Origin of the sequence: Psychromonas arctica (assembly GCF_038155225.1) — a bacterium.
Lineage (GTDB): Bacteria > Pseudomonadota > Gammaproteobacteria > Enterobacterales > Psychromonadaceae > Psychromonas > Psychromonas arctica_B.
In genome coordinates this window covers 1-18,281 of the sequence record NZ_JBAKBA010000024.1, presented here as the reverse complement: position 1 = coordinate 18,281, position 18,281 = coordinate 1, and the positions used below count along the sequence as shown (strand labels likewise).

The window sequence follows — 18,281 nt, the reverse complement described above, 5'->3', positions numbered from 1 at the left end:
CAGGGATATCTATGTCAGCCTCAAATACTATTCAAACTCCAACTTACAATACAAGGTCAAAAGCAGATATTGTATTAGATGCAGCAAGAACAGTATTTCTCAGCTACGGATTTAGTGATGCGACCACCGATATGATTCAAAAGAAAGCAGGAGTATCTAAATCAACTGTGTACGCTCACTACAAAAATAAAGAAGCCCTCTTTATCGCCGTGATTGAATCTGAATGTAAGAACTACGCAAAACAAATTAGAAAAATTCAATTCAGTCCGGGAAAATTAAAAGAGACCCTGACAGCAATGGCACATGAGTATTTAAATGTTGTGCTGTCACCGACAGCATTATCACTACACAAAATTATTATTTCAGAAGGGACTCGTTTTCCGTCTTTAGCCAATACTTTTTATAATGAAGGGCCACAGGTTATTATTTCAATCGTTTCAGAGATATTAAATAATGCTAAGAAAAGACAAGAAGTAACCTTTACCGAGATAACACTAAATGAAGCAGCAAAAGTATTTATTCATCTAGTGAGGAGTGAACCGCAACTATCTAATTTAATGCACCCTAATACGCCCCCAACAAAAGACGAGATAAATCGTTGGGTAGTTGTCAGCGTTAACTCTTTTTTATTAGCTTTTGAAAAAAATAATGCGTAAAAAATAATAAAAATAATAAAAATAATAAAAATAATAAAAATAATAAAAATATTATAGGTAACATTGTTTATATGCACGAGGTAGCTCAAAAATTTAATTGTTTACATAACTTGGTTTTGTTGATGCGACTAAGTGTCGACACTTAGCTTTTTTGTGTTGTTTGTTATTTTGCAATTTTCAAACCTTTTAAAACAGTAATAGAATTTGAACCTTTAGATGCTTTTTCAATATGATCACTCCACCAGCTCATTATTGCTTTTCTATTTTCAAAAAAATCAGACCTGTTATAACTCGCCCTCGTTTCATTTTGATCTGAGTGAGATAAACATGTTTCTATGTGTAAGCTATCAAAACCACTTTCATGTAACGTTGTTGAAACTATTGAACGTAGGCCATGAGCTACCAATTCACCTTTATAGTCAAGGCTTCGTTTAATTGCTGCGTTAGCCGTATATGTGCTTATATGGCTTCCTATATTCTGATTCCCTGGAAAAAGAAATTCTGAATCACCGCTAATAGGTTGCATAACCTCAAGTATTTTAATGCTTGAATCTGTTAATGGAATTTTATGTGTTTTACCATTTTTCATTTCTTCTTTCGGAATTGTCCAACATCTCTTTTTTATATCTATATCGCGCCACATTGTTCGTGCGGCTTCTTTTGGACGTGTCATTGTATGTAATTGCCACAATATGAGTGATCTTGTTTTTATTTGTATAGTTGTACATTTATTTAAACGTTCTAAAAACTCAGGCAATTGCACTGGTACTAACGTCGGCATATATTCAACTTCGTGCTTAGCAAACGCATAAATAAGGCGTAAGAGTGGATTAACGTTAATATAAGCACAACCAACAGCATAATTCATTATCTGATTCAGGCTTTGGCAAATACGTTTTGAGGTTGATAACTTTCCGGTCGATTCAATTTTTCGTAAGTGTTCAATAAGTTCAACGCAGTTAATTGTTTCAATAGGATACTTACCAAATGAATTGAAAATATAATTTTCTAACATTTTCCATTCTCTTTCTGCATGTTGAGTTGATACTTTTAGCTTTTTTCTGTCGTGCCACAATTCAGCTACAGAATATAGAGTGCTTGCTTCTTTTCTTTGGCTCTTGATTTTTTGTTCTTGAATATAGGTTTTTGGATCTAAGCGTTGAGCAAGTAATGATTTATATTCGCTCGTTAACTTACGAGCGTTTACTAGTGAAAGAGCTGGGTAAACCCCAAGGCTTAGTTTGATGTATTTTGATGTATTTTGATGTGATTGGATGTGATTGGATGACGGTATTTGAATTACCAGGCTTTCGTTCCGTTCGGTCGAATACGGAGTTGTAGACCGTCTCCATCTGAAAGAGTGAATTCCTTTATTGTTGGCATTGTTGTCTTAACTTTCCTATCAGTTAATCTTACTACTGCTCTCGCCATTTGTTATCTCCTATGAACCACTGAATTCTAAGTATATATAAATTTTGTTCTATGGGGTACTAAATGGGGTACTAAAAGCTCTAGCTCGTCGTGTTTCTTAATGGATGTTAGTGGACTGGCTTGACTTTAAGTGATTGATTTTTTGTGTTTTAATAAATCTTGCTGGAAGAGGGTAGAAGTGGCTGTTGATGTCCAGGAAACCACTGGATATTCGCTTTACTCATTTGATTTTACTGCCTTTGGTATTTTATATCATGACTGATATGTACTATTAACATACTCCAAACTATTGATTAAACATTAACTAGTTGATCATGGAGTAGCTTTTACATTGTATTTTAATAATTAGTTATTTTAACTGATGATGAGATAGATAGACATTTAATTAAGTACTAATAGGAAAGTAAAAGAGAGGAGACTTAACATTATTTATGTCATTGCTCTTGATAGGAGATTATTAGTGATATTGATGATCGTGAACCATATTGGTTTTTATGGTATTTATCACTGATATTGGTTGCTTAGTAGAACGAGTTATTATGATCGCTATAAAATATTTATAACTTGATAAATAAGTTTTATATCTATCAAATTATGTATCAATTTAGACCTGTTTTTTATATCTGATAAAGGTTAGCGAATGAATTTATAGATAATCTCTACTTCATTGATATAAAAATAAGTGATTGAAGGTTTGGTGATTAATAGTTTTATCCATGATTTTTGTCATTGTATTCTCATAGTGATAGTAGAGAATAAACATATAAAACATTTCAGAAATTTAATATTTTTTGACATGTATTTTAAGCTTAGTGAAAAAAGATAGATTAGAAAATTTATAATTAACAAGGAGATAGTGCGATATTAATTTTATATAAATTTTTGAGTATTCCATTTCATAACACTAATGTTGCGATAAAGAGAATACTTACCAGCTTAGTTTAAATAATTGTTTTGCATGTATATGTAAATTGCTATTGAAGTAATTAACAAGGCGAATTTTTTGTAGGAAAGAAGAAAAATAACCGAGCGGTGACTCGGCTATATCCATGCTGTCATTTGTAGTAAAACAAAAGCAGCACCTGCAGCAAACATCATAAGTAATCCTGCTACTTCACGACTAGTCTGAATAATATTCTGTTTCATAAAAACCTCTATTTAATGTGATTTGGATCTACATTGTATTGCTTATTAAACAGTAAAACAATAAAAAGTGTGACTTATATCACTATTTTTTTGTTTTTGAGATGATTCGTTTTTCAGAAAATAATCAGAAGGGAAGCTGAATGTTAATGGAAGTATAAATCTATAGCTAAAAGATCTGATTGTTTCTTTCAAATAAACAATCACTCCATTTTTATTTATATTTCATCCAATTGATAATATGAATTCTTGATTTCTTCTCTTTATGTTTTTTTCTCTCTGTTTTTACCTCGTAATGTGATTTTTTGATAACTGTGCAATGTAACTTACACCCAAAATGAGACATGACACCAAGCTTTAAGGGTTGCTTTATTGTTATGTTATTGTAATACAAGGGTGACGTAATGTTTTAATTAGATGATTTATTTAGATTAAATTGAGTACTTAGTGTTTGTAAATATTTTTTTATAAGTATTGCTCTTAATTTTTTAGTTATTTCAGTTACGTTTTATTGATGCATAAAATCACTTGTTAGCTTCATTAATATATTACCTTTAAGTGTTTAATGCTTGGCAGATTATTTATACATGGAAGTATATTTGAAGTGTTGTTGTTTCGTTTAAGTTTCATTTATCGAGCAATTTCAAAAAAGCTTAGTCTATAAATCTAGCTTTTTAAGTACTTTAAATAGATTGGTCGATAGCGAAGATAGGATCTCCATCAGCAATTTTTATGGAGGAGTCACTGCAAAAAGAACATTTTTTCAATTGAAATAAATGTTAATAGTGGATGTTTATATTTTTATGAACATTCAAAACAAGGCAAAAAAACTTATCATATATTAGGAGTTAATTATGCGTTCGAGTTTTAAAAAAGGATTAGTGTCGGCAATTTGTATCGCTTGGGCATCTTCAGCATTTTCTGCTGTTGAGTTTAAGCTTGGCCACTTTGGTTCTGAAAATCATCCCTCTCACATTGCTGCTATGCAGTTTGCTAAACAGGTTGAAGCACGTACCAAAGGGGAGGTGACGGTTGAACTCTACCCTAACAATGCGTTAGGTAGCCCACCGGAAGTACTTGAACAAGTGATTATGGGGGTAGTTGATATGAGCCTTTCAGGCCAAGATCAACTTGCGAAACACGTTCCTTTATTTGATACCGTGAGTATTCCTTTCTCATTAAGTAACGCAGAGCACGCTGACCGTGTTTTAGATGGACCATTTAAAGAGTGGGCTGCGCCTGAACTTGATAAAGTAGGACTAGTTTACCTATCTAGCTGGGATTGGGGATTCCGTCAATTAACGAATTCTGTTCGCCCAATTTTAACGCCTGCAGATATCAAGGGCTTAAAAATTCGTACGCCACCAGCAATGACATACCAAGCTGCGATGCAAGCGATAGGCGCCAATGTACAGACTATCTCATTTAGTGAGTTGGTAATGGCAATGCGCCAAGGTGTGGTTGACGGTCAAGAAAACCCAATTGGTGTTATTTATAATTTGAAACTGTATGAATCTCAAAAATACATTTCAATCATTAACTATTTATACAGTTCGATGGTGCATGTCGTTTCTAAAGATGCTTGGGCTCGTTTAACGCCTGAACAACAAGTTATTGTTCGTGAAGAATCTGATTCAGCTCGCCTATTAATGCGTAAGCTAACACGCGCTGAAGAGTTGAAACAAATTGCTGATATGCGTGCAAAAGGTATCGTGATTGATGAGCCAGAACTTGCTCCATTCCAAGCAATGATGGGTCCAGCTTACGATCAAATAAAGAAAAAAGTAGGTGCTGCTAACTTTGATAAATGGATGGAAATGACTAAGTCAGTTAAATAAGTCAGTTAAATAAGTCAGTTAAGTAAATCGTTTAATATTCAGTTATTAATTTTCTTTATGGCCTTTGGTTTCGCCTCATTGAGGCGAAACTTCTCGTTACTATGTTCATTCAATTAATGATGTGATCAAACGTTACCCAGTAAAATCATTACTAACAATACGTGAGTTGTAGTCTGTTGAGAAGTTGCCTGTATGACTTCTCTACTGGCAACATAAGCTAAAGAATAAAGACGTTATTTCGACTCATTATTCTTACCTCATAACACAGTCAGAGATAATTTTAAGCAGTAACAATGATCACCTTTTTGGTTGCTTGGCCTTACTAATAGGTGACCCCTAGTATGTTGACCTTAGCTATATTTGGTGCTCTTATTTTCCTACTATTGATTAATGTTCCAGTGGTTGTTGCAATTGGTCTTACATCAGTCGTTTTTTTTATTGGCCTCGGCGATGCTCGCCTATTAGCCATGCTTCCTCATCGTATGTACTACGGCACAACAGGGTTTACGCTGTTGGCTATTCCATTTTTTATTTTGGCCGGAAACTTAATGAATACCGGTGGTATAACCGACCGTATTTTCCGTTTTGCACAATCGATGGTTGGGCATATAGCGGGTGGTATTGGTCAAGTTAATATAGTTGCCAGTGTTATTTTTTCTGGTATGTCTGGCTCTGCTGTGGCGGATGCTGCTGGATTAGGTCAGATAGAGCACAAAGCAATGGTTGACCAAGGTTATGACCCCGCAGACTCTGCCACTTTAGTTGCGGCTTCTTCCGTTATCGGGCCTGTTATTCCTCCTAGTATTCCCTTTGTACTTTACGGTTCCATTACCAGTGTTTCTGTTGCTCGTTTGTTTTTAGCAGGTTTTATTCCGGGTATGATGATGGCGCTTGGAATGATGATTGCGTTGGGTATTTTAGCGAAACGTAAAAACTATCCTCGTGCTGAACATAAAGAATCCTTTAAAGCTCGATTGTCTGCCTTTAATGGCGCATTTTGGCCTTTGATGGCTCCCGTCATTATTGTTGGTGGCATTATGAGCGGCTTTTTCACACCTACTGAAGCATCTGTGGTGGTGTGTGTGTACGCGGCAATGCTAGGGTTTTTCTATAAAGATTTAAAATTAAAAGAGATTCCTGGGATTGTTTACAAATCAATTACACAATCGGTCAGCCTCTTATTTATCATTTCTTCGGCAAACTTTTTCGGGTGGTTAATCATCCATCAAAAACTGCCAGATAGCATTATCGAGACGTTAGTCGGTTATGGTGCAACGCAATCTATTGTGATGTGGATTGTTATTGGCATCGTCTTAACCATGGGGTTATTTTTAGAAGGCAATGCAATCTTCTTAATTACGCTGCCTTTGTTTATGCCTATTGCGACGATGTTTGATATCGATTTAGTGAATTTTGGTGTGGTAATGGTGTTATTAATTATGATTGGTAACTTAACACCGCCCGTTGGCATGTGTTTATTTGCCGTTGATAGTTATGCAAAAGTGGGGATGCCTGCGTTAGCTAAAAGGGTATGGCCATATTTATTAATGATCTTTTTAATCACCGTATTGATTGCCTTTGTTCCTAGTATTTCACTCTTTTTACCTAACCTTATCATGGGAGAAATGTAATGATTCCACTATTAAAAACCATTGATATTTGGGTTCAAAGGATCCTTCAATATATCGCAATGACTATGTTCGCTGTACTGGCTCTTTTACTGATTGCAAATATATCGTTGCGTTTAATTAATGATTTCATTCAATTCTTATTGGAGAATGGTTTAGAAGGTGTCGCTAATTTAATTCAAAGTGTGGTTACTATTAACTCTTTTTATTGGTTCGATGAGATCATAGAGCTGAGTTTCGCCGCACTCGTTTTTTACGGCGCGGCGGCCTTATGGTGTGCAAAGTTACACTTTTCAGTAGGGGATTGGATAAGTCCTCGTATTAAAAATGTACGCTTGAAACACTTTTATAGATTATTAATTTTAATTATTTCTGCGACCTTTATGGCGGTGTTGTTTTGGTATTCGTTAAAATTGACCTTAAGAACGAATCAGGTGACCACTGCATTCCAAATTAAACAGTGGATACTGTATTCGTGTATTCCCGCTTCATCGATGATTATGCTGATTTATTCTGTCGTTGATGTGATCATTGAAGCGAAACATTTTGTATTAGGAACGCCTGACGAAGCCTAGAGGTATAAGACTTTCATTGCTACTTAAGAGGGTAATATTTAATTTATGATGTTACTTAATATAGTCTCAATAAAGTTAACTAAGAATAAGTCGAGCTTGTCATAAAAGGGTGGTTACCTTTTTCTAATCGTTATTTAATTTGATAAATGTATAACCACTCTTTTGTGTTTATGTTGTTGTATTAGTCATGCTTAATTTACTTGTGTCGTTAAATGTATTAGTTAAATACGCTAGCTAAATATATTAGTTAAACAAAGTAGTTAAACACAGTATTTAAACAGAACGCTTGAATACAGAAATTAACTAAATGAGAGCGCGACGGTTAACATAATAGGTAAGGTGATAATGCATAAAAAATTACTAAACAATACCATTGAAGCGACTTTCTCTGGCTCTAAGTCGAAACGTTCTGCGAACATATAATTCATTACTGCGGGTGGAAACATAGCAAACAGCAACATCATTTGTAGGTGTAGTGTCGATAAAGGTATCAATAGGTAAATTAATAGAAAAGCAATCCCTCCCGTCAGTATTGATAATCCAGTGCACCATAAACCCGTTTTTAAACCACTCATTTTAATATTACACATCTGAGCGCCTAATGAGACAAGCATAATAGGGATCGCAGCTTGTCCAAGTAAAGACGTTGCATTATATAAAGGTTCCCAAACGCCAATACCCATCAAGTTTAAAGTTAATGCTAGCGCTGCGGATAAAAATATAGGCATACGTGCGACTTGTAATAAAGGGTTACCCTTACTGATAAGTGCTAAACCAACACTGAAATGAAGGCAAGAGGACATGACAAATAACAATACGGCGGGGGCAATTGCTGTTTCACCAAAGGCATAAGTAAATAAAGGAATTGCCAGGTTGCCACTGTTTCTAAACATTTGTGGTGGTGTCCATACTTTATAATTAAGTTTGAAAAAATAACAGATAGGTAGCATTAATAAAGCAGGAATAAGCACTGCAAATAATGAGGCCGTTAATAGGGGGATTTGCTCAATATCCAGTGGCATCACCACTAAAGATGAAAAAACCAAAGCAGGCACAAAAGCATCAATATTTAGGCGGTTAATAGGACGAAAATCAGGTTTTATAAAATGCCCAATACATAGCCCAACAAAAGCTAACCCTAATATAGGGAACAGTATACTAACAACCTGATTAAGCATGGTCTTCCTTAATGATGACTGACTTATTAATTGATCAATTATCCAACTCCTAGGGGGAATTGATAGTCTAAAAACACCTAAGAGTTATGATTATTTTAAAGATGCGATGTTTGTTGTCTATTATAGAAATTTCTACCTATTTAGATGATTAAGGTGTTAGCTTCATTGTTAACATATTGATTCATTATTAAAAATTTTTAATGTAATATCAAATTTACATGAATTAGTATTGCTCGTTAATTCACTTAAGGACGTAAGTGTTACCTAATTCACTTTCTAAATTTAAATATAAATGTTGGTTAGTTTCACTTCTCGCCATCATTATCGCAAACAACTCAGTCTGTTAAATTGTGCATTACCATTATTGTCATTTATGTTGAGAAGATTAGTTGAGAGGATCAAATGGAACTTATACAAGGTTTATTATTAATATCATCGATTCATTTGTTAGCAGCTGCATCGCCTGGGCCTGATTTTGTACTCGTGTCGCAACAAACCTTATCTAATGGAAAGAGAGCAGGCTTGATGTGTAGTATCGGAATCGCGTTAGGGTTATCTATTCATATTACCTATTCAGCTTTTGGTTTAGCGACTGTGATTGCTAATTCATCAAATGCGCTTTGGGCCATTAAAATCTTAGGGGGTGGATACCTTATTTATCTTGGTATTAAGGGCTTAAAAGCGAGGCCTACTAATACGAATGAAGCAAGCTTGACTGCACCAACCCACTATTCGGCAAAGAAAAGTATCGGTGTTGGTTTTTTATGTAATGCTTTAAACCCAAAAGCACCAATATACTTTGTTTCTTTATTTACAGTAGTTTTATCGCCAGATATGCCTACTTATCAAATAGCGATTTACGGAGCATGGATTATGATGATTCAATTTGCTTGGTTTTCTTTGCTCGTTGGTATTTTATCAAGACCTTCAATTAATCTACGTTTTAAACAGTATGGACATTGGATAGATCGAGTGTTAGGTGGGGCAATGGTGGTCTTAGGGATAAAAGTAATTGCTACTCGTTCAAGTTAAAGCATTTCTGCTTATTCCTTAATGCCTTAATTTACAGTCGCTTTATTAATGTATTGTTGTATTTATGAGCTTAATAAAGGCGAACAGTGTCGAAGGTTGTATTCAGTTGGCTTCATACCAAAGAACTTTTTAAAGCTTCGGCTAAAGTGACTGGTATTGAGGTAGCTTGTTGTAAAGTAAACTTGCGTTACTGTGTGATTTTTCTTTAGTCAATCTGCGGCTTTTTTAAGGCGTAATTGAAATAAGAATTCACGAGGCGTAGTGCCTATCCGTTGTTTAAATTCGTTAAAGAATCTAGTGCAGCTCATACAAGATATTTTACTTAAATTATCTATATCAATCTCTTCTCTTAAGTTCTTATGTAAATGATCTATTACATTATTAATACCGTTGTGATCTGGCTGTACCAAGCGATGACCAATAATAAAGTCTCGTGTTTGATGCCTGAGTAAACGGGTAATTAATTGACTTACCGCTAAATCAATCATAAAGCTTCTATCTTGATGCTATTTATTTAATATAATCCGTATAACCTAGTTTTTAGTACGATGTGGTTTGGTTGTTTTAGCGAAGTAATTATAACGGTCCACCTTGTCATCTTAAAATTGACCATTAAAAATCAATACGTCCTAGTACTTTATTTTTAACTTTTTCAAAAGAAAGTGTTAGGCAAATACCTAAGAAGTATAGACTTGTTATGTTCTTTTATTGTGATTATTGTATATTATAGGAAGGCGACTATAACCAGGATGGTTAATTTATGAGCCATAAAATAAGGAATAAATATGTATTTCCACTTTCGAGGTAAATCTTCTGTTTTTATTTGTTTTTCAGTTTTTTTGTTATCTGCATGCTCTTCCCGTCCAGAATTAATGCCGACACCTAATGTCTATATAAATGCACCATATTCAGAAAGTGATATTCCTGAAACGCTACGTAAAACTAGCATGGAACTTATATACGTTACAGATAGAGGAACTTCTCCAAAAAAACATGTTAAATATGATGCCAGTCGCTCAGCATCAATTGCATATGGGGTTGCTAAAGTAAATTTTGAGAATAAATCGTTACAATGGGATGAGTTATTAAAACAAAGTAATCAAAAAAAACGCTCAACTGATCTCATTTATGAGTTAGAGGAAGTTGATGAATTGGGACGCTTTCCTTTATCTCCTTATAGTTTTAAACGAATAGACGATAAACTTCAAATTGATAAAGCCATTTTAGAACAAAAGTCTTATCATGAAACTCAATTGAATAATATTATTAATAAACGCTTAGAAAATAGTGAAACAAAAGATGTTGTTCTATTTATTCATGGCTTTAATAACACTTTTGATGAAGCGATCTTCACCCTAGGTAGTCTTTGGCATTTCCTTAAACGACAAGGTGTACCTATTGTTTACTCTTGGCCAGCGGCAGCAGAAGGGTTGACTGCATATTTTGCAGATAAAGAGTCAGGTCAATTTACTATCTTCCATTTAAAAGAAACTTTACGGTTACTTTTTAAAAATCCTGAAATAGAAAATATTCATATTATCGCTCATAGCCGTGGTACTGATGTTGCAACTACAACGCTACGTGAACTTATTATTGAAAATAGAGCGAGTGGTGGCAACCCAAGAAAAGATTTACGTATTGAGAATTTAATTTTAGCTGCTCCAGATCTCGATTTTGGTATTATCAAACAAAGGTTAATGGCTGAACAATTTGGTCCTGCATTTGGACGGATTACTATTTATACTTCTCAAGAAGATAGTGCACTTGGTATTTCTCAATGGTTAACAAATAGCTTGAGTTTTGGCCGATTAAACATAAAAGATGTTGATAAAAATGAGCAGAATATATTTAATTCAGTAGGGAATGTCAGTTTAATTAAAGTGCCTACATCAGTTAACTTTATCGGGCATGATTACTTTCATAGTAATCCTGCAGTGAGTTCAGATCTTATCAATTTGATTTTGTATAATGCAGCGCCAGGTTCAAAAGAACGCCCATTGAAAAAGCTTGAAAATAACTTTTGGTCTCTTGATTCTGATTATTTAATTGAGCATTAGATCACTGAATAAATCAATATTTTATATGGCACCTTTAAGTCATTCTACTGTTTGCTCTGGATTCTAATTTCTTTAATTTTTGAAACAATGAATGCAATGAGGCTACTTACCATGTTGAGTACTTTGGAAGATGGTCGTTGATTATTTATTTTGACCCATAACTGTCTTTAAGGCTTAAATTTGGTCTCGTTGCGGATAGCTCTATTGTTTATATTTTTTGATTTAGATCTCTTGCCGGAGAAAAAGTGATGAGCAACTATTCAGCTGACCACCTTTTCTACCTGTTCAAGCTATGTACTTACTATTTGAATTTAAGCAATAACAAAGTCGATTAATCAGACAACTTTTAGTGAGCAGAAACAATATAAAAATAGTAAATCATAGATGATGCAATTAAGTAAACTGACCAATGATCTTCTTTATATCGTCCTGTCGCCAATTTCAAGAAAGCATAAACTAACATCGCTGCTGCAATACCATTACCGGCGTTAAAACTGAAGATACTGACGGCAACACATACAAAAGCGGGTAGATACTCACACACATCATCGTAATTCACTTTTCGCATTGAGCCCATCATAATGATACCAATGTACATTAACACGGGGGCTGTTGCCGCTGTGGGAATCATCGCAGCCAATGGCGCTAAGAATAAAATAAGCGTAAAACAAGCCGCGGTGACTAACGCGGTAAAACCAGTTCGACCACCTGACTCTACGCCTGCGGCACTTTCTAAGTAAGTTGTTAACACTGGGCAGGCAAATAATGCACCGACGGTTGTGGCTGTTGAATCTACATGGAAGTTTTTCTCTATACCGGGTAAGTTGCCATCTTTGTCTAGGTAACCTGCTTGCGCGCCTAACCCTAAAAGTGCCCCTAAAGTGGAGAAAAAATCTGGAATAAAGAACGCCAGTAAAAAAGGTAAATAGACTGGGCTAAGAGCACCTATAACATCGAGTTCAAACATCATTCCGTCCATGCTACCTGGCATTTGGAATAAGTGATCTGGGATAGTGGTAATACCCAATGGAATGCTGACTAATGTAATAATAAGCACTGAAATGATGATGCCACCTTTAATGTTACGTGATGTAAAAAACAACACCAAAAAGAAACCAACAATGGCTAATAAAACCTCCATTGTTGCTAAGTCACCAAAAACCAGTACATTTTTACGTGCGTTTGCGACAACTATGCCTGCTTGTTTAAAACCAAGTAAGGCGATGAATAAACCAATCCCTACGCCTACGGATACTTTGACACTCTGTGGAATGATGCGCACAACAAAGTCTCGCACACCTAAGAATGAGACCAGCATAAATATGACACCACTTATAAAGACGATACCTGCAGCAATACTTAAAGGGACATCGTTACCTAATAACGTATAAGAGAAAATCGCGACACTACCAAGACCAGGCCCGAGTACAAAAGGGCGGTTGGTATAAAGAGCCATGGCAATAGTGGTTATTACGGTCATAAAAATAGTCACGGTAAATGCACTGTCGAAAGGGATCCCTCCTTTACTTAACATACCAGGTACAACCGCAACCATATAAGCCATGGTGGCGAAGGTGGTAAATCCCGCAATAATCTCGGTTTTTAAGTTTGTTTTATTACCTTTAAAATCAAACCATTTAGCGATGCTAAATCTAGATTTTTTTGTCACTGTGTCCATGTTGCTTCCTTTCAGTTTGGGGTTAATTTAGCGTCGGTATTTAATTAGTTGTGCTTCTGTTATGACAGGTTGTTCTGATAAACATGATCTGAGTGAGTCAAATGCTAAAGCCCATTCAGTTAACCATCGTGTTTTTACGTGTTGTGGTGCCCAACTTGCTTCAATGCTATTGATCATCATGTGTCGTAAGCTGGTTAAGTCGAAACCAAAATCTTCAACCATGACTCGATAGCAGTTAGCGCTGGTGGTATTGTGAATATGCCAATCATCGGTACAAGGGATAATATTCAGGCCTGCTTTCGCCATGTCGCGTATAGGATGCTTTTCTGCCCAATCACGATGATCTGGCCATTTCTTGTAATAGAAGGTGTTTGATGGAATGACGGTAAACGGAATACCTTGTTGTGCGTATTTTTCTGTGAGTGCTGGGTTATCAATAATCGTGTAACCATGGTCGATACGGTCAACGTTAATCAGTTCAATACCTGTCTCAACATTTCGCCAATGTAAACCAAACTCTGAACAATGTGCTGTCAGTTTCAAGTCATGTTGTTTTGCAAGAGAATAGGCTTTCCAAAAATGCTCAACGGGCGCTTGATGTTCTTTATAGTCGATGCCAAGTCCTAGAACATAAGGGTGCGGAAAAGTAATCATTTGCTCAACTAATTCAACGGCAACTTCTGGAGATTTTTCACGGTTGATAGAGGGAATTAAGCGAATGATCAATCCCATCTTTTGTTCTACACAGTCAATCGCTTTTGCTAACGCTTCTGTGACTTGTTGGTAAGTTAATTCAGTATCACTTGGATTCCAGAATGTTTCGATATAGCGAACGCCACAGGCATGTGCATCTTCTGCGACTTCAATTAATACGCGAATATAATCTTCTGGTTCACGCATTAACTGGTATAACAAAGTCAGTGCTTCAATACCGCCTTTAGCGATACCAGTTTGACCTTGATGAGCACGGTAATAACATTTAGCATCAAATTCCGATAATTCAACGTGATATTTATCAGCAAACGCGAGCATGGTTTTAAGTCTTACGCCACCGAGTAAATGGTAGTGAAGGTCGGCTTTAGGAAATTGATGATAAAACTGATCTAACGTAATAGAAGGTGAACTCATAGCTGCCTTAATCATTTAATAAAAATGCATAGATTAAGAGAGTATCTGCTTGTTGGCCTTTAATGTTAAATGCAAATAACGACATGTTAGTGCTGTTTCGGCATTTATTTTTAATTCTAGTGCTATAAAAGGCTAGCTATCGACTTCCCATGGGTAGTTTATTTGCCAATCAGATTGCACTTGAAGGTTAATGTTTTTCCAAAAATCTTCAGCTTCTTTTCTTAAGGGAGAGGGGTTGCGGTACAAACGTATTTGATAAGGCAGACGATATAAAAGTGGCTCGATAGCAACTAATGTACCTGCTGCTAACTCTCCTTGAATCAGTGAATCAGGAAGCCAAGCAATGCCTTTTCCACGTAACGCCATTTCTTTATGTAAGTGGCACATGGAAGACTCAAATACTTGATAAGTGTTAAGTTTGGTAATTTCAGGTTGATACTGCTCTATTAACCGGGCGCTATAAGATTCAGCACTATAGCCAATGATCGGCGTTTTACTTACATGTGGGTTAAATAATGGTTTGCCTTGTTTATCTGCTAAAGAAGTTAATAAAAAGTTCCCATGACCAATTTTTATATTTTGAAAGGGCGGTTGTAATAAAGATAAAATTTCAAAGCCAAGAAAGAAGTCACAATTACCATCCATCAGAGATTGCATTGCAAAGTCTACGCGGAGAATATCAATAGAAAAACGTTGTTGTTCGATACTGTTATGCTCAATAAGATCAAGTAGAATTGGCGATGATAGCGAGTGAGGGCTAGCAATACGAATGGGATTAGAGAGTGGCTTTTCAATATTGTTAAGTAAATTTAAACCCTCTTCCATTTGTGAAATGATGTTGTAAGCGACATTCTTAAATTGGCGTCCTGCAGGTGTTAAGCTGATTGGCGTCGTTGCGCGATCAATTAATGTTTTACCAACCGCTTTCTCTAGGGAACGAATATGTCGACCAAAGGCGGGTTGAGTAATGTGACGCGCTTCAGCAGCACGGGTAAAGTGTTGCAATTCTGCCAGTGTTAAAAAATCTTGCAGCCATTTAGTATCAATATTCAATGCTTCATGTCCTTTTTCTAATCATGCTAATAGCTTTAAAATGGTAACTGATTTTGAATTTCTTGTAGCGCATCACTATTTAAAGTGCCTTTAACAAAATTCTTGCAGAGTAATGCTTACTTAACAATACCTATTTAACAATACCTACTTAACAAGGCTTATTTAATATCGATGTGGAATCGCTACAGAGTTAATTAGGTATTAATTCATCATACTTAATTCATCATGCTACGTTGTATTTCATTCTTAGCGTTTAAAGCAATGTCAACAAATGCATTAACTGTCGCACTTGCATTATTTTTCTTATATTGAATTTGTACTGGAATTTTTGTAGTGACATCATCTAACGTAATGAAATGGCAACCTTCACTGTATAGTTTACGAATACAATAAGGGGCAATAGCGACACCTAAACCTGCTGCTACTTCAGTGACTAAAGTCTGCATGTGTCTTGGGTGGCTAGTAATATTTGGTGAAAACCCTGCTTGTTTGCAAAGTATGATGGTTTCATCAAATAATCCTAGTGCTTCATCTCGATTAAAAATAATAAACGATTGGTTTTTCAGCTCTGCTAAATTGATGCTCGTTTGTCCTGCTAACTCATGGTGTTGATTAACAATTGCGACCAGCTTATCGATATATATATCATGATGGGTAAATTCATTATTAATAGTGCTAGGTAAAGGACGTGAGAATGCGATATCAATTCGGCCGTTTTTGAAAGCTTCAATTTGTTGTGTTGCTGTCATTTCAAATAAAGTCACATGTACTTCTGGAAACAGTGCTTTATAAGTGCGTACTAATTCAGCCATAAACGTTAAACATGCTGAACTTAGGTGGGCGATATTAAGGGTTCCTGTTTGTCCATTATGAGCACGTTTAACTTGAACTTTAGCTTGTTTGGTCAGCGCTAAAATAACGCTCGCATCCTTTAATAATTGCTCACCAGCTTCTGTAATGGCAACGTCTCTGGAGTTACGGTTAAATAATGTGACGCCGAGTTCTGCTTCTAATGCTGCAATGTGACGACTAATAGCGGGTTGAACGGTATTTAGCTCTCGAGCTGCTTCAGAAAAGCTTTTATACCTAGCAACCATGATAAAGCTGTTTAATGTTTTTATATCCATCTTACTTTTCTCATCAATACATTATTATCTAAGCACGTTTATCTATACATTTTTCTCTAAATTTTTCTCTAAACATTGTTATTTTAAAATGGGTATTTAAAGAGAGTTATTTAAAGATGGTTATCTACATAGTCTTATCATACTAGGTTCAATGACTATTAATCCTTTAAATCATTAAAATGCTAGCTATACAATTATTGTATAGATTCAATAAAATATTATCATTTTTGTTATCCAAACAGAACCTCTATTATCCACACATATTGAGTTACTGAGCATTATTCACTGAGGATAAAAATGACCAACACAGAAAAAAATCAATCGTTAAGTCGATTTATATTATTATTAATGACAACCGCAATTGCAGCAACAGCAGCAAACCTTTATTACAGCCAACCGATATTACCTTTGATTGCTGATGAGTTTAATTTAACGCATTCACAACTTGGTAGTATCCCAGCGTTAACACAATTTGGTTATGCCTTTGCGTTGCTCTTTATTTCACCCTTAGGTGATTCTATTGCTCGTCGCAAACTGATTGGTATTTTATCGTGTTTATTGGTGGTGGCTTGTAGTGCTGCGGTAGTCGCGCCTAGTTTACTTATTTTGCTTATCGCCGTATTTTTAATCGGAGTCAGCGCGAATATCACGCAGCAATTAATTCCTTTTGCCGCTTCAATGGTGTCGGCTAAAAACAAAGGCGCAACATTAGGTACGTTAATGATGGGGTTGACCATTGGTATTTTATTATCAAGAACGCTCAGTGGATTTATTGGAGAGCACTTTGGTTGGCGAAGTGTATTTATTATGTCTGCGCTATTAGCTGCTATTTTTGGTGTGCTTTTACGCGTATTTTTGCCAACCAATAAGCCGCATACAGATTTAGGTTATTTCCCTCTGATTAAAAGTACCGTGTCTTTATTTGTAAAACATAAATCATTACAAACTTATACATTAACAGGTGCTTTTTGGTTTGCTTCTTTTAACGTGCTGTGGGCTACATTAGCTATTTATGTCAGTGATGCACCTTTTAATTACAATGCACAACAAGCAGGTTTATTTGGCGTGATTGCATTGGCTGGGGTTATTGGTGCTAAATCATCTGGAAAATGGGTTAATACATTAGGCTCTAAAAAGTTAGTTCTGATGGTATTAACGTTAGCTGCGATTGGTTTTGCGATTACTGGTGTATTTGCTGGGAATCTTATTGCATTAATTATCGGTATTATCTTAATCGACTTTGCCATCTTCAGTGCTCAGGTAGCGAACCAAGTTCGTGTATTTAGCATTGATCCAAGTGCACAGAGTCGTATTAATGGTATTTATATGCTCGGCTATTATTTAGGAGGGGCATTGGGTTCAATGGCTGGTGTTAAAGCATTTGCAATGTATCAATGGCCGGGCGTCGTTGTCGTGAGCATTATCTTTATTTTGATTAGCGCAGTTTTTAATGCTTTCGCTAAAAAATAATCTATTAGCTAAATTTTACTAAGCCTTATTAACGTTTCGTAAAAGATCCCTTACTTTCATTACCTTCATGTATTTGAAAGTAAGGGAAATCTCTATATGGTTAATACTCTTCTTTATCTTTAGCCTTATCTACATCTACATCTACATTTATATCTGGAACTGTACTTGTATCACTATTGAGTCGAGTATCAGTATCGATGATATTACCATCATGGTCATTGTGACTATCGTTACTATCGTTACTATCGTTACTATCGTTACTATCGTTACTATCGTTACTATCGTTA

16 protein-coding genes and 1 pseudogene are annotated in these 18,281 nt (G+C 35.6%); 7 read left to right on the top strand and 10 right to left on the bottom strand.

The genetic code is table 11. The features are described 5' to 3' along the window. The first annotated feature begins 11 nt into the window (after positions 1-11). Positions 12-656, top strand: a complete 645-nt coding sequence (locus V6255_RS11105) for a TetR/AcrR family transcriptional regulator (RefSeq protein ID WP_341628224.1) — start codon at positions 12-14, stop codon at positions 654-656. 163 nt (positions 657-819) lie between these two features. On the opposite strand, the gene V6255_RS11100 is transcribed toward V6255_RS11105, so the two are convergent. Together V6255_RS11100 and V6255_RS11095 are read right to left on the bottom strand one after the other, a co-directional pair. After that, on the bottom strand, positions 820-1,731 hold the full coding sequence (locus V6255_RS11100) for a tyrosine-type recombinase/integrase (RefSeq protein ID WP_425355924.1): 912 nt from the start codon (positions 1,729-1,731) through the stop codon (positions 820-822). Positions 1,732-1,955: 224 nt separating this feature from the next. Next, positions 1,956-2,039, bottom strand: a complete 84-nt coding sequence (locus V6255_RS11095; RefSeq protein WP_341628259.1) for a hypothetical protein — start codon at positions 2,037-2,039, stop codon at positions 1,956-1,958. Between the two features lie 2,045 nt (positions 2,040-4,084). Between V6255_RS11095 and V6255_RS11090 the strand changes: the two genes are divergently transcribed. From V6255_RS11090 to V6255_RS11080, 3 genes are all read left to right on the top strand, one after another. Continuing rightward, on the top strand, positions 4,085-5,068 hold the full coding sequence (locus tag V6255_RS11090; protein ID WP_341628222.1) for a TRAP transporter substrate-binding protein: 984 nt from the start codon (positions 4,085-4,087) through the stop codon (positions 5,066-5,068). Between the two features lie 341 nt (positions 5,069-5,409). Next, positions 5,410-6,699: a TRAP transporter large permease gene (locus tag V6255_RS11085; RefSeq protein ID WP_341628221.1), complete on the top strand. Its 1,290-nt coding sequence runs from the start codon at positions 5,410-5,412 to the stop codon at positions 6,697-6,699. Further along, positions 6,699-7,271 carry a TRAP transporter small permease gene (locus V6255_RS11080; protein ID WP_341628220.1) on the top strand — a complete coding sequence of 191 codons (573 nt, stop codon included), beginning with the start codon at positions 6,699-6,701 and terminating at the stop codon, positions 7,269-7,271. Before V6255_RS11085 ends, V6255_RS11080 begins: the two co-directional genes overlap by 1 nt. Before the next feature lie 299 nt (positions 7,272-7,570). Here V6255_RS11080 and V6255_RS11075 read toward each other — a convergent pair whose 3' ends face one another. Continuing rightward, on the bottom strand, positions 7,571-8,449 hold the full coding sequence (locus V6255_RS11075; RefSeq protein ID WP_341628219.1) for an AEC family transporter: 879 nt from the start codon (positions 8,447-8,449) through the stop codon (positions 7,571-7,573). 402 nt (positions 8,450-8,851) lie between these two features. Here V6255_RS11075 and V6255_RS11070 point away from each other — a divergent pair, with 402 nt between their 5' ends. Then, complete coding sequence (locus tag V6255_RS11070; protein ID WP_341628218.1) at positions 8,852-9,481, top strand: LysE family translocator; 630 nt, start codon at positions 8,852-8,854, stop codon at positions 9,479-9,481. Between the two features lie 62 nt (positions 9,482-9,543). Here V6255_RS11070 and V6255_RS19330 read toward each other — a convergent pair. Then, positions 9,544-9,675 (bottom strand): annotated as a pseudogene (locus V6255_RS19330) (AraC family transcriptional regulator); the annotation flags it as partial. Positions 9,676-9,690: 15 nt separating this feature from the next. After that, positions 9,691-9,969 (bottom strand): hypothetical protein, encoded by a 279-nt coding sequence (locus tag V6255_RS11065; protein WP_341628217.1) that lies wholly within the window; start codon positions 9,967-9,969, stop codon positions 9,691-9,693. A gap of 297 nt (positions 9,970-10,266) precedes the next feature. Between V6255_RS11065 and V6255_RS11060 the strand changes: the two genes are divergently transcribed. Further along, positions 10,267-11,538 carry an alpha/beta hydrolase gene (locus V6255_RS11060; RefSeq protein ID WP_341628216.1) on the top strand — a complete coding sequence of 424 codons (1,272 nt, stop codon included), beginning with the start codon at positions 10,267-10,269 and terminating at the stop codon, positions 11,536-11,538. A gap of 346 nt (positions 11,539-11,884) precedes the next feature. Here the strand turns inward: V6255_RS11060 and V6255_RS11055 are convergent, their stop codons facing one another. The 4 genes from V6255_RS11055 to V6255_RS11040 all read right to left on the bottom strand — a co-directional run bounded on the left by V6255_RS11055 (position 11,885) and on the right by V6255_RS11040 (position 16,524). Continuing rightward, entirely contained in the window at positions 11,885-13,216 is a 1,332-nt protein-coding gene (locus V6255_RS11055; RefSeq protein WP_341628215.1) for an NCS2 family permease, read from the bottom strand. 27 nt (positions 13,217-13,243) lie between these two features. Next, entirely contained in the window at positions 13,244-14,344 is a 1,101-nt protein-coding gene (locus tag V6255_RS11050; RefSeq protein ID WP_341628214.1) for an adenosine deaminase, read from the bottom strand. 132 nt (positions 14,345-14,476) lie between these two features. Then, on the bottom strand, positions 14,477-15,397 hold the full coding sequence (locus tag V6255_RS11045) for a LysR family transcriptional regulator (protein WP_341628213.1): 921 nt from the start codon (positions 15,395-15,397) through the stop codon (positions 14,477-14,479). Between the two features lie 215 nt (positions 15,398-15,612). Then, positions 15,613-16,524, bottom strand: coding sequence for a LysR family transcriptional regulator (locus tag V6255_RS11040; protein WP_341628212.1), 912 nt, complete (start codon positions 16,522-16,524; stop codon positions 15,613-15,615). Positions 16,525-16,821: 297 nt separating this feature from the next. Between V6255_RS11040 and V6255_RS11035 the strand changes: the two genes are divergently transcribed. Further along, entirely contained in the window at positions 16,822-17,994 is a 1,173-nt protein-coding gene (locus V6255_RS11035) for an MFS transporter (protein ID WP_341628211.1), read from the top strand. Positions 17,995-18,094: 100 nt separating this feature from the next. On the opposite strand, the gene V6255_RS11030 is transcribed toward V6255_RS11035, so the two are convergent. Further along, on the bottom strand, positions 18,095-18,281 hold a 187-nt coding region (locus V6255_RS11030), incomplete at its 5' end, for a hypothetical protein (protein ID WP_341628210.1).

Excerpts from the sequence above, each read along its gene's own strand:
- V6255_RS11105 (WP_341628224.1), top strand. The coding sequence starts at position 12 with ATGTCAGCCTCAAATACTATTCAAACTCCAACTTACAATACAAGGTCA.
- V6255_RS11095 (WP_341628259.1), bottom strand. The coding sequence starts at position 2,039 with ATGCCAACAATAAAGGAATTCACTCTTTCAGATGGAGACGGTCTACAA.
- V6255_RS11090 (WP_341628222.1), top strand. The coding sequence starts at position 4,085 with ATGCGTTCGAGTTTTAAAAAAGGATTAGTGTCGGCAATTTGTATCGCT.
- V6255_RS11085 (WP_341628221.1), top strand. The coding sequence starts at position 5,410 with ATGTTGACCTTAGCTATATTTGGTGCTCTTATTTTCCTACTATTGATT.
- V6255_RS11080 (WP_341628220.1), top strand. The coding sequence starts at position 6,699 with ATGATTCCACTATTAAAAACCATTGATATTTGGGTTCAAAGGATCCTT.
- V6255_RS11075 (WP_341628219.1), bottom strand. The coding sequence starts at position 8,449 with ATGCTTAATCAGGTTGTTAGTATACTGTTCCCTATATTAGGGTTAGCT.
- V6255_RS11070 (WP_341628218.1), top strand. The coding sequence starts at position 8,852 with ATGGAACTTATACAAGGTTTATTATTAATATCATCGATTCATTTGTTA.
- V6255_RS11065 (WP_341628217.1), bottom strand. The coding sequence starts at position 9,969 with ATGATTGATTTAGCGGTAAGTCAATTAATTACCCGTTTACTCAGGCAT.
- V6255_RS11060 (WP_341628216.1), top strand. The coding sequence starts at position 10,267 with ATGTATTTCCACTTTCGAGGTAAATCTTCTGTTTTTATTTGTTTTTCA.
- V6255_RS11055 (WP_341628215.1), bottom strand. The coding sequence starts at position 13,216 with ATGGACACAGTGACAAAAAAATCTAGATTTAGCATCGCTAAATGGTTT.
- V6255_RS11050 (WP_341628214.1), bottom strand. The coding sequence starts at position 14,344 with ATGAGTTCACCTTCTATTACGTTAGATCAGTTTTATCATCAATTTCCT.
- V6255_RS11040 (WP_341628212.1), bottom strand. The coding sequence starts at position 16,524 with ATGGATATAAAAACATTAAACAGCTTTATCATGGTTGCTAGGTATAAA.
- V6255_RS11035 (WP_341628211.1), top strand. The coding sequence starts at position 16,822 with ATGACCAACACAGAAAAAAATCAATCGTTAAGTCGATTTATATTATTA.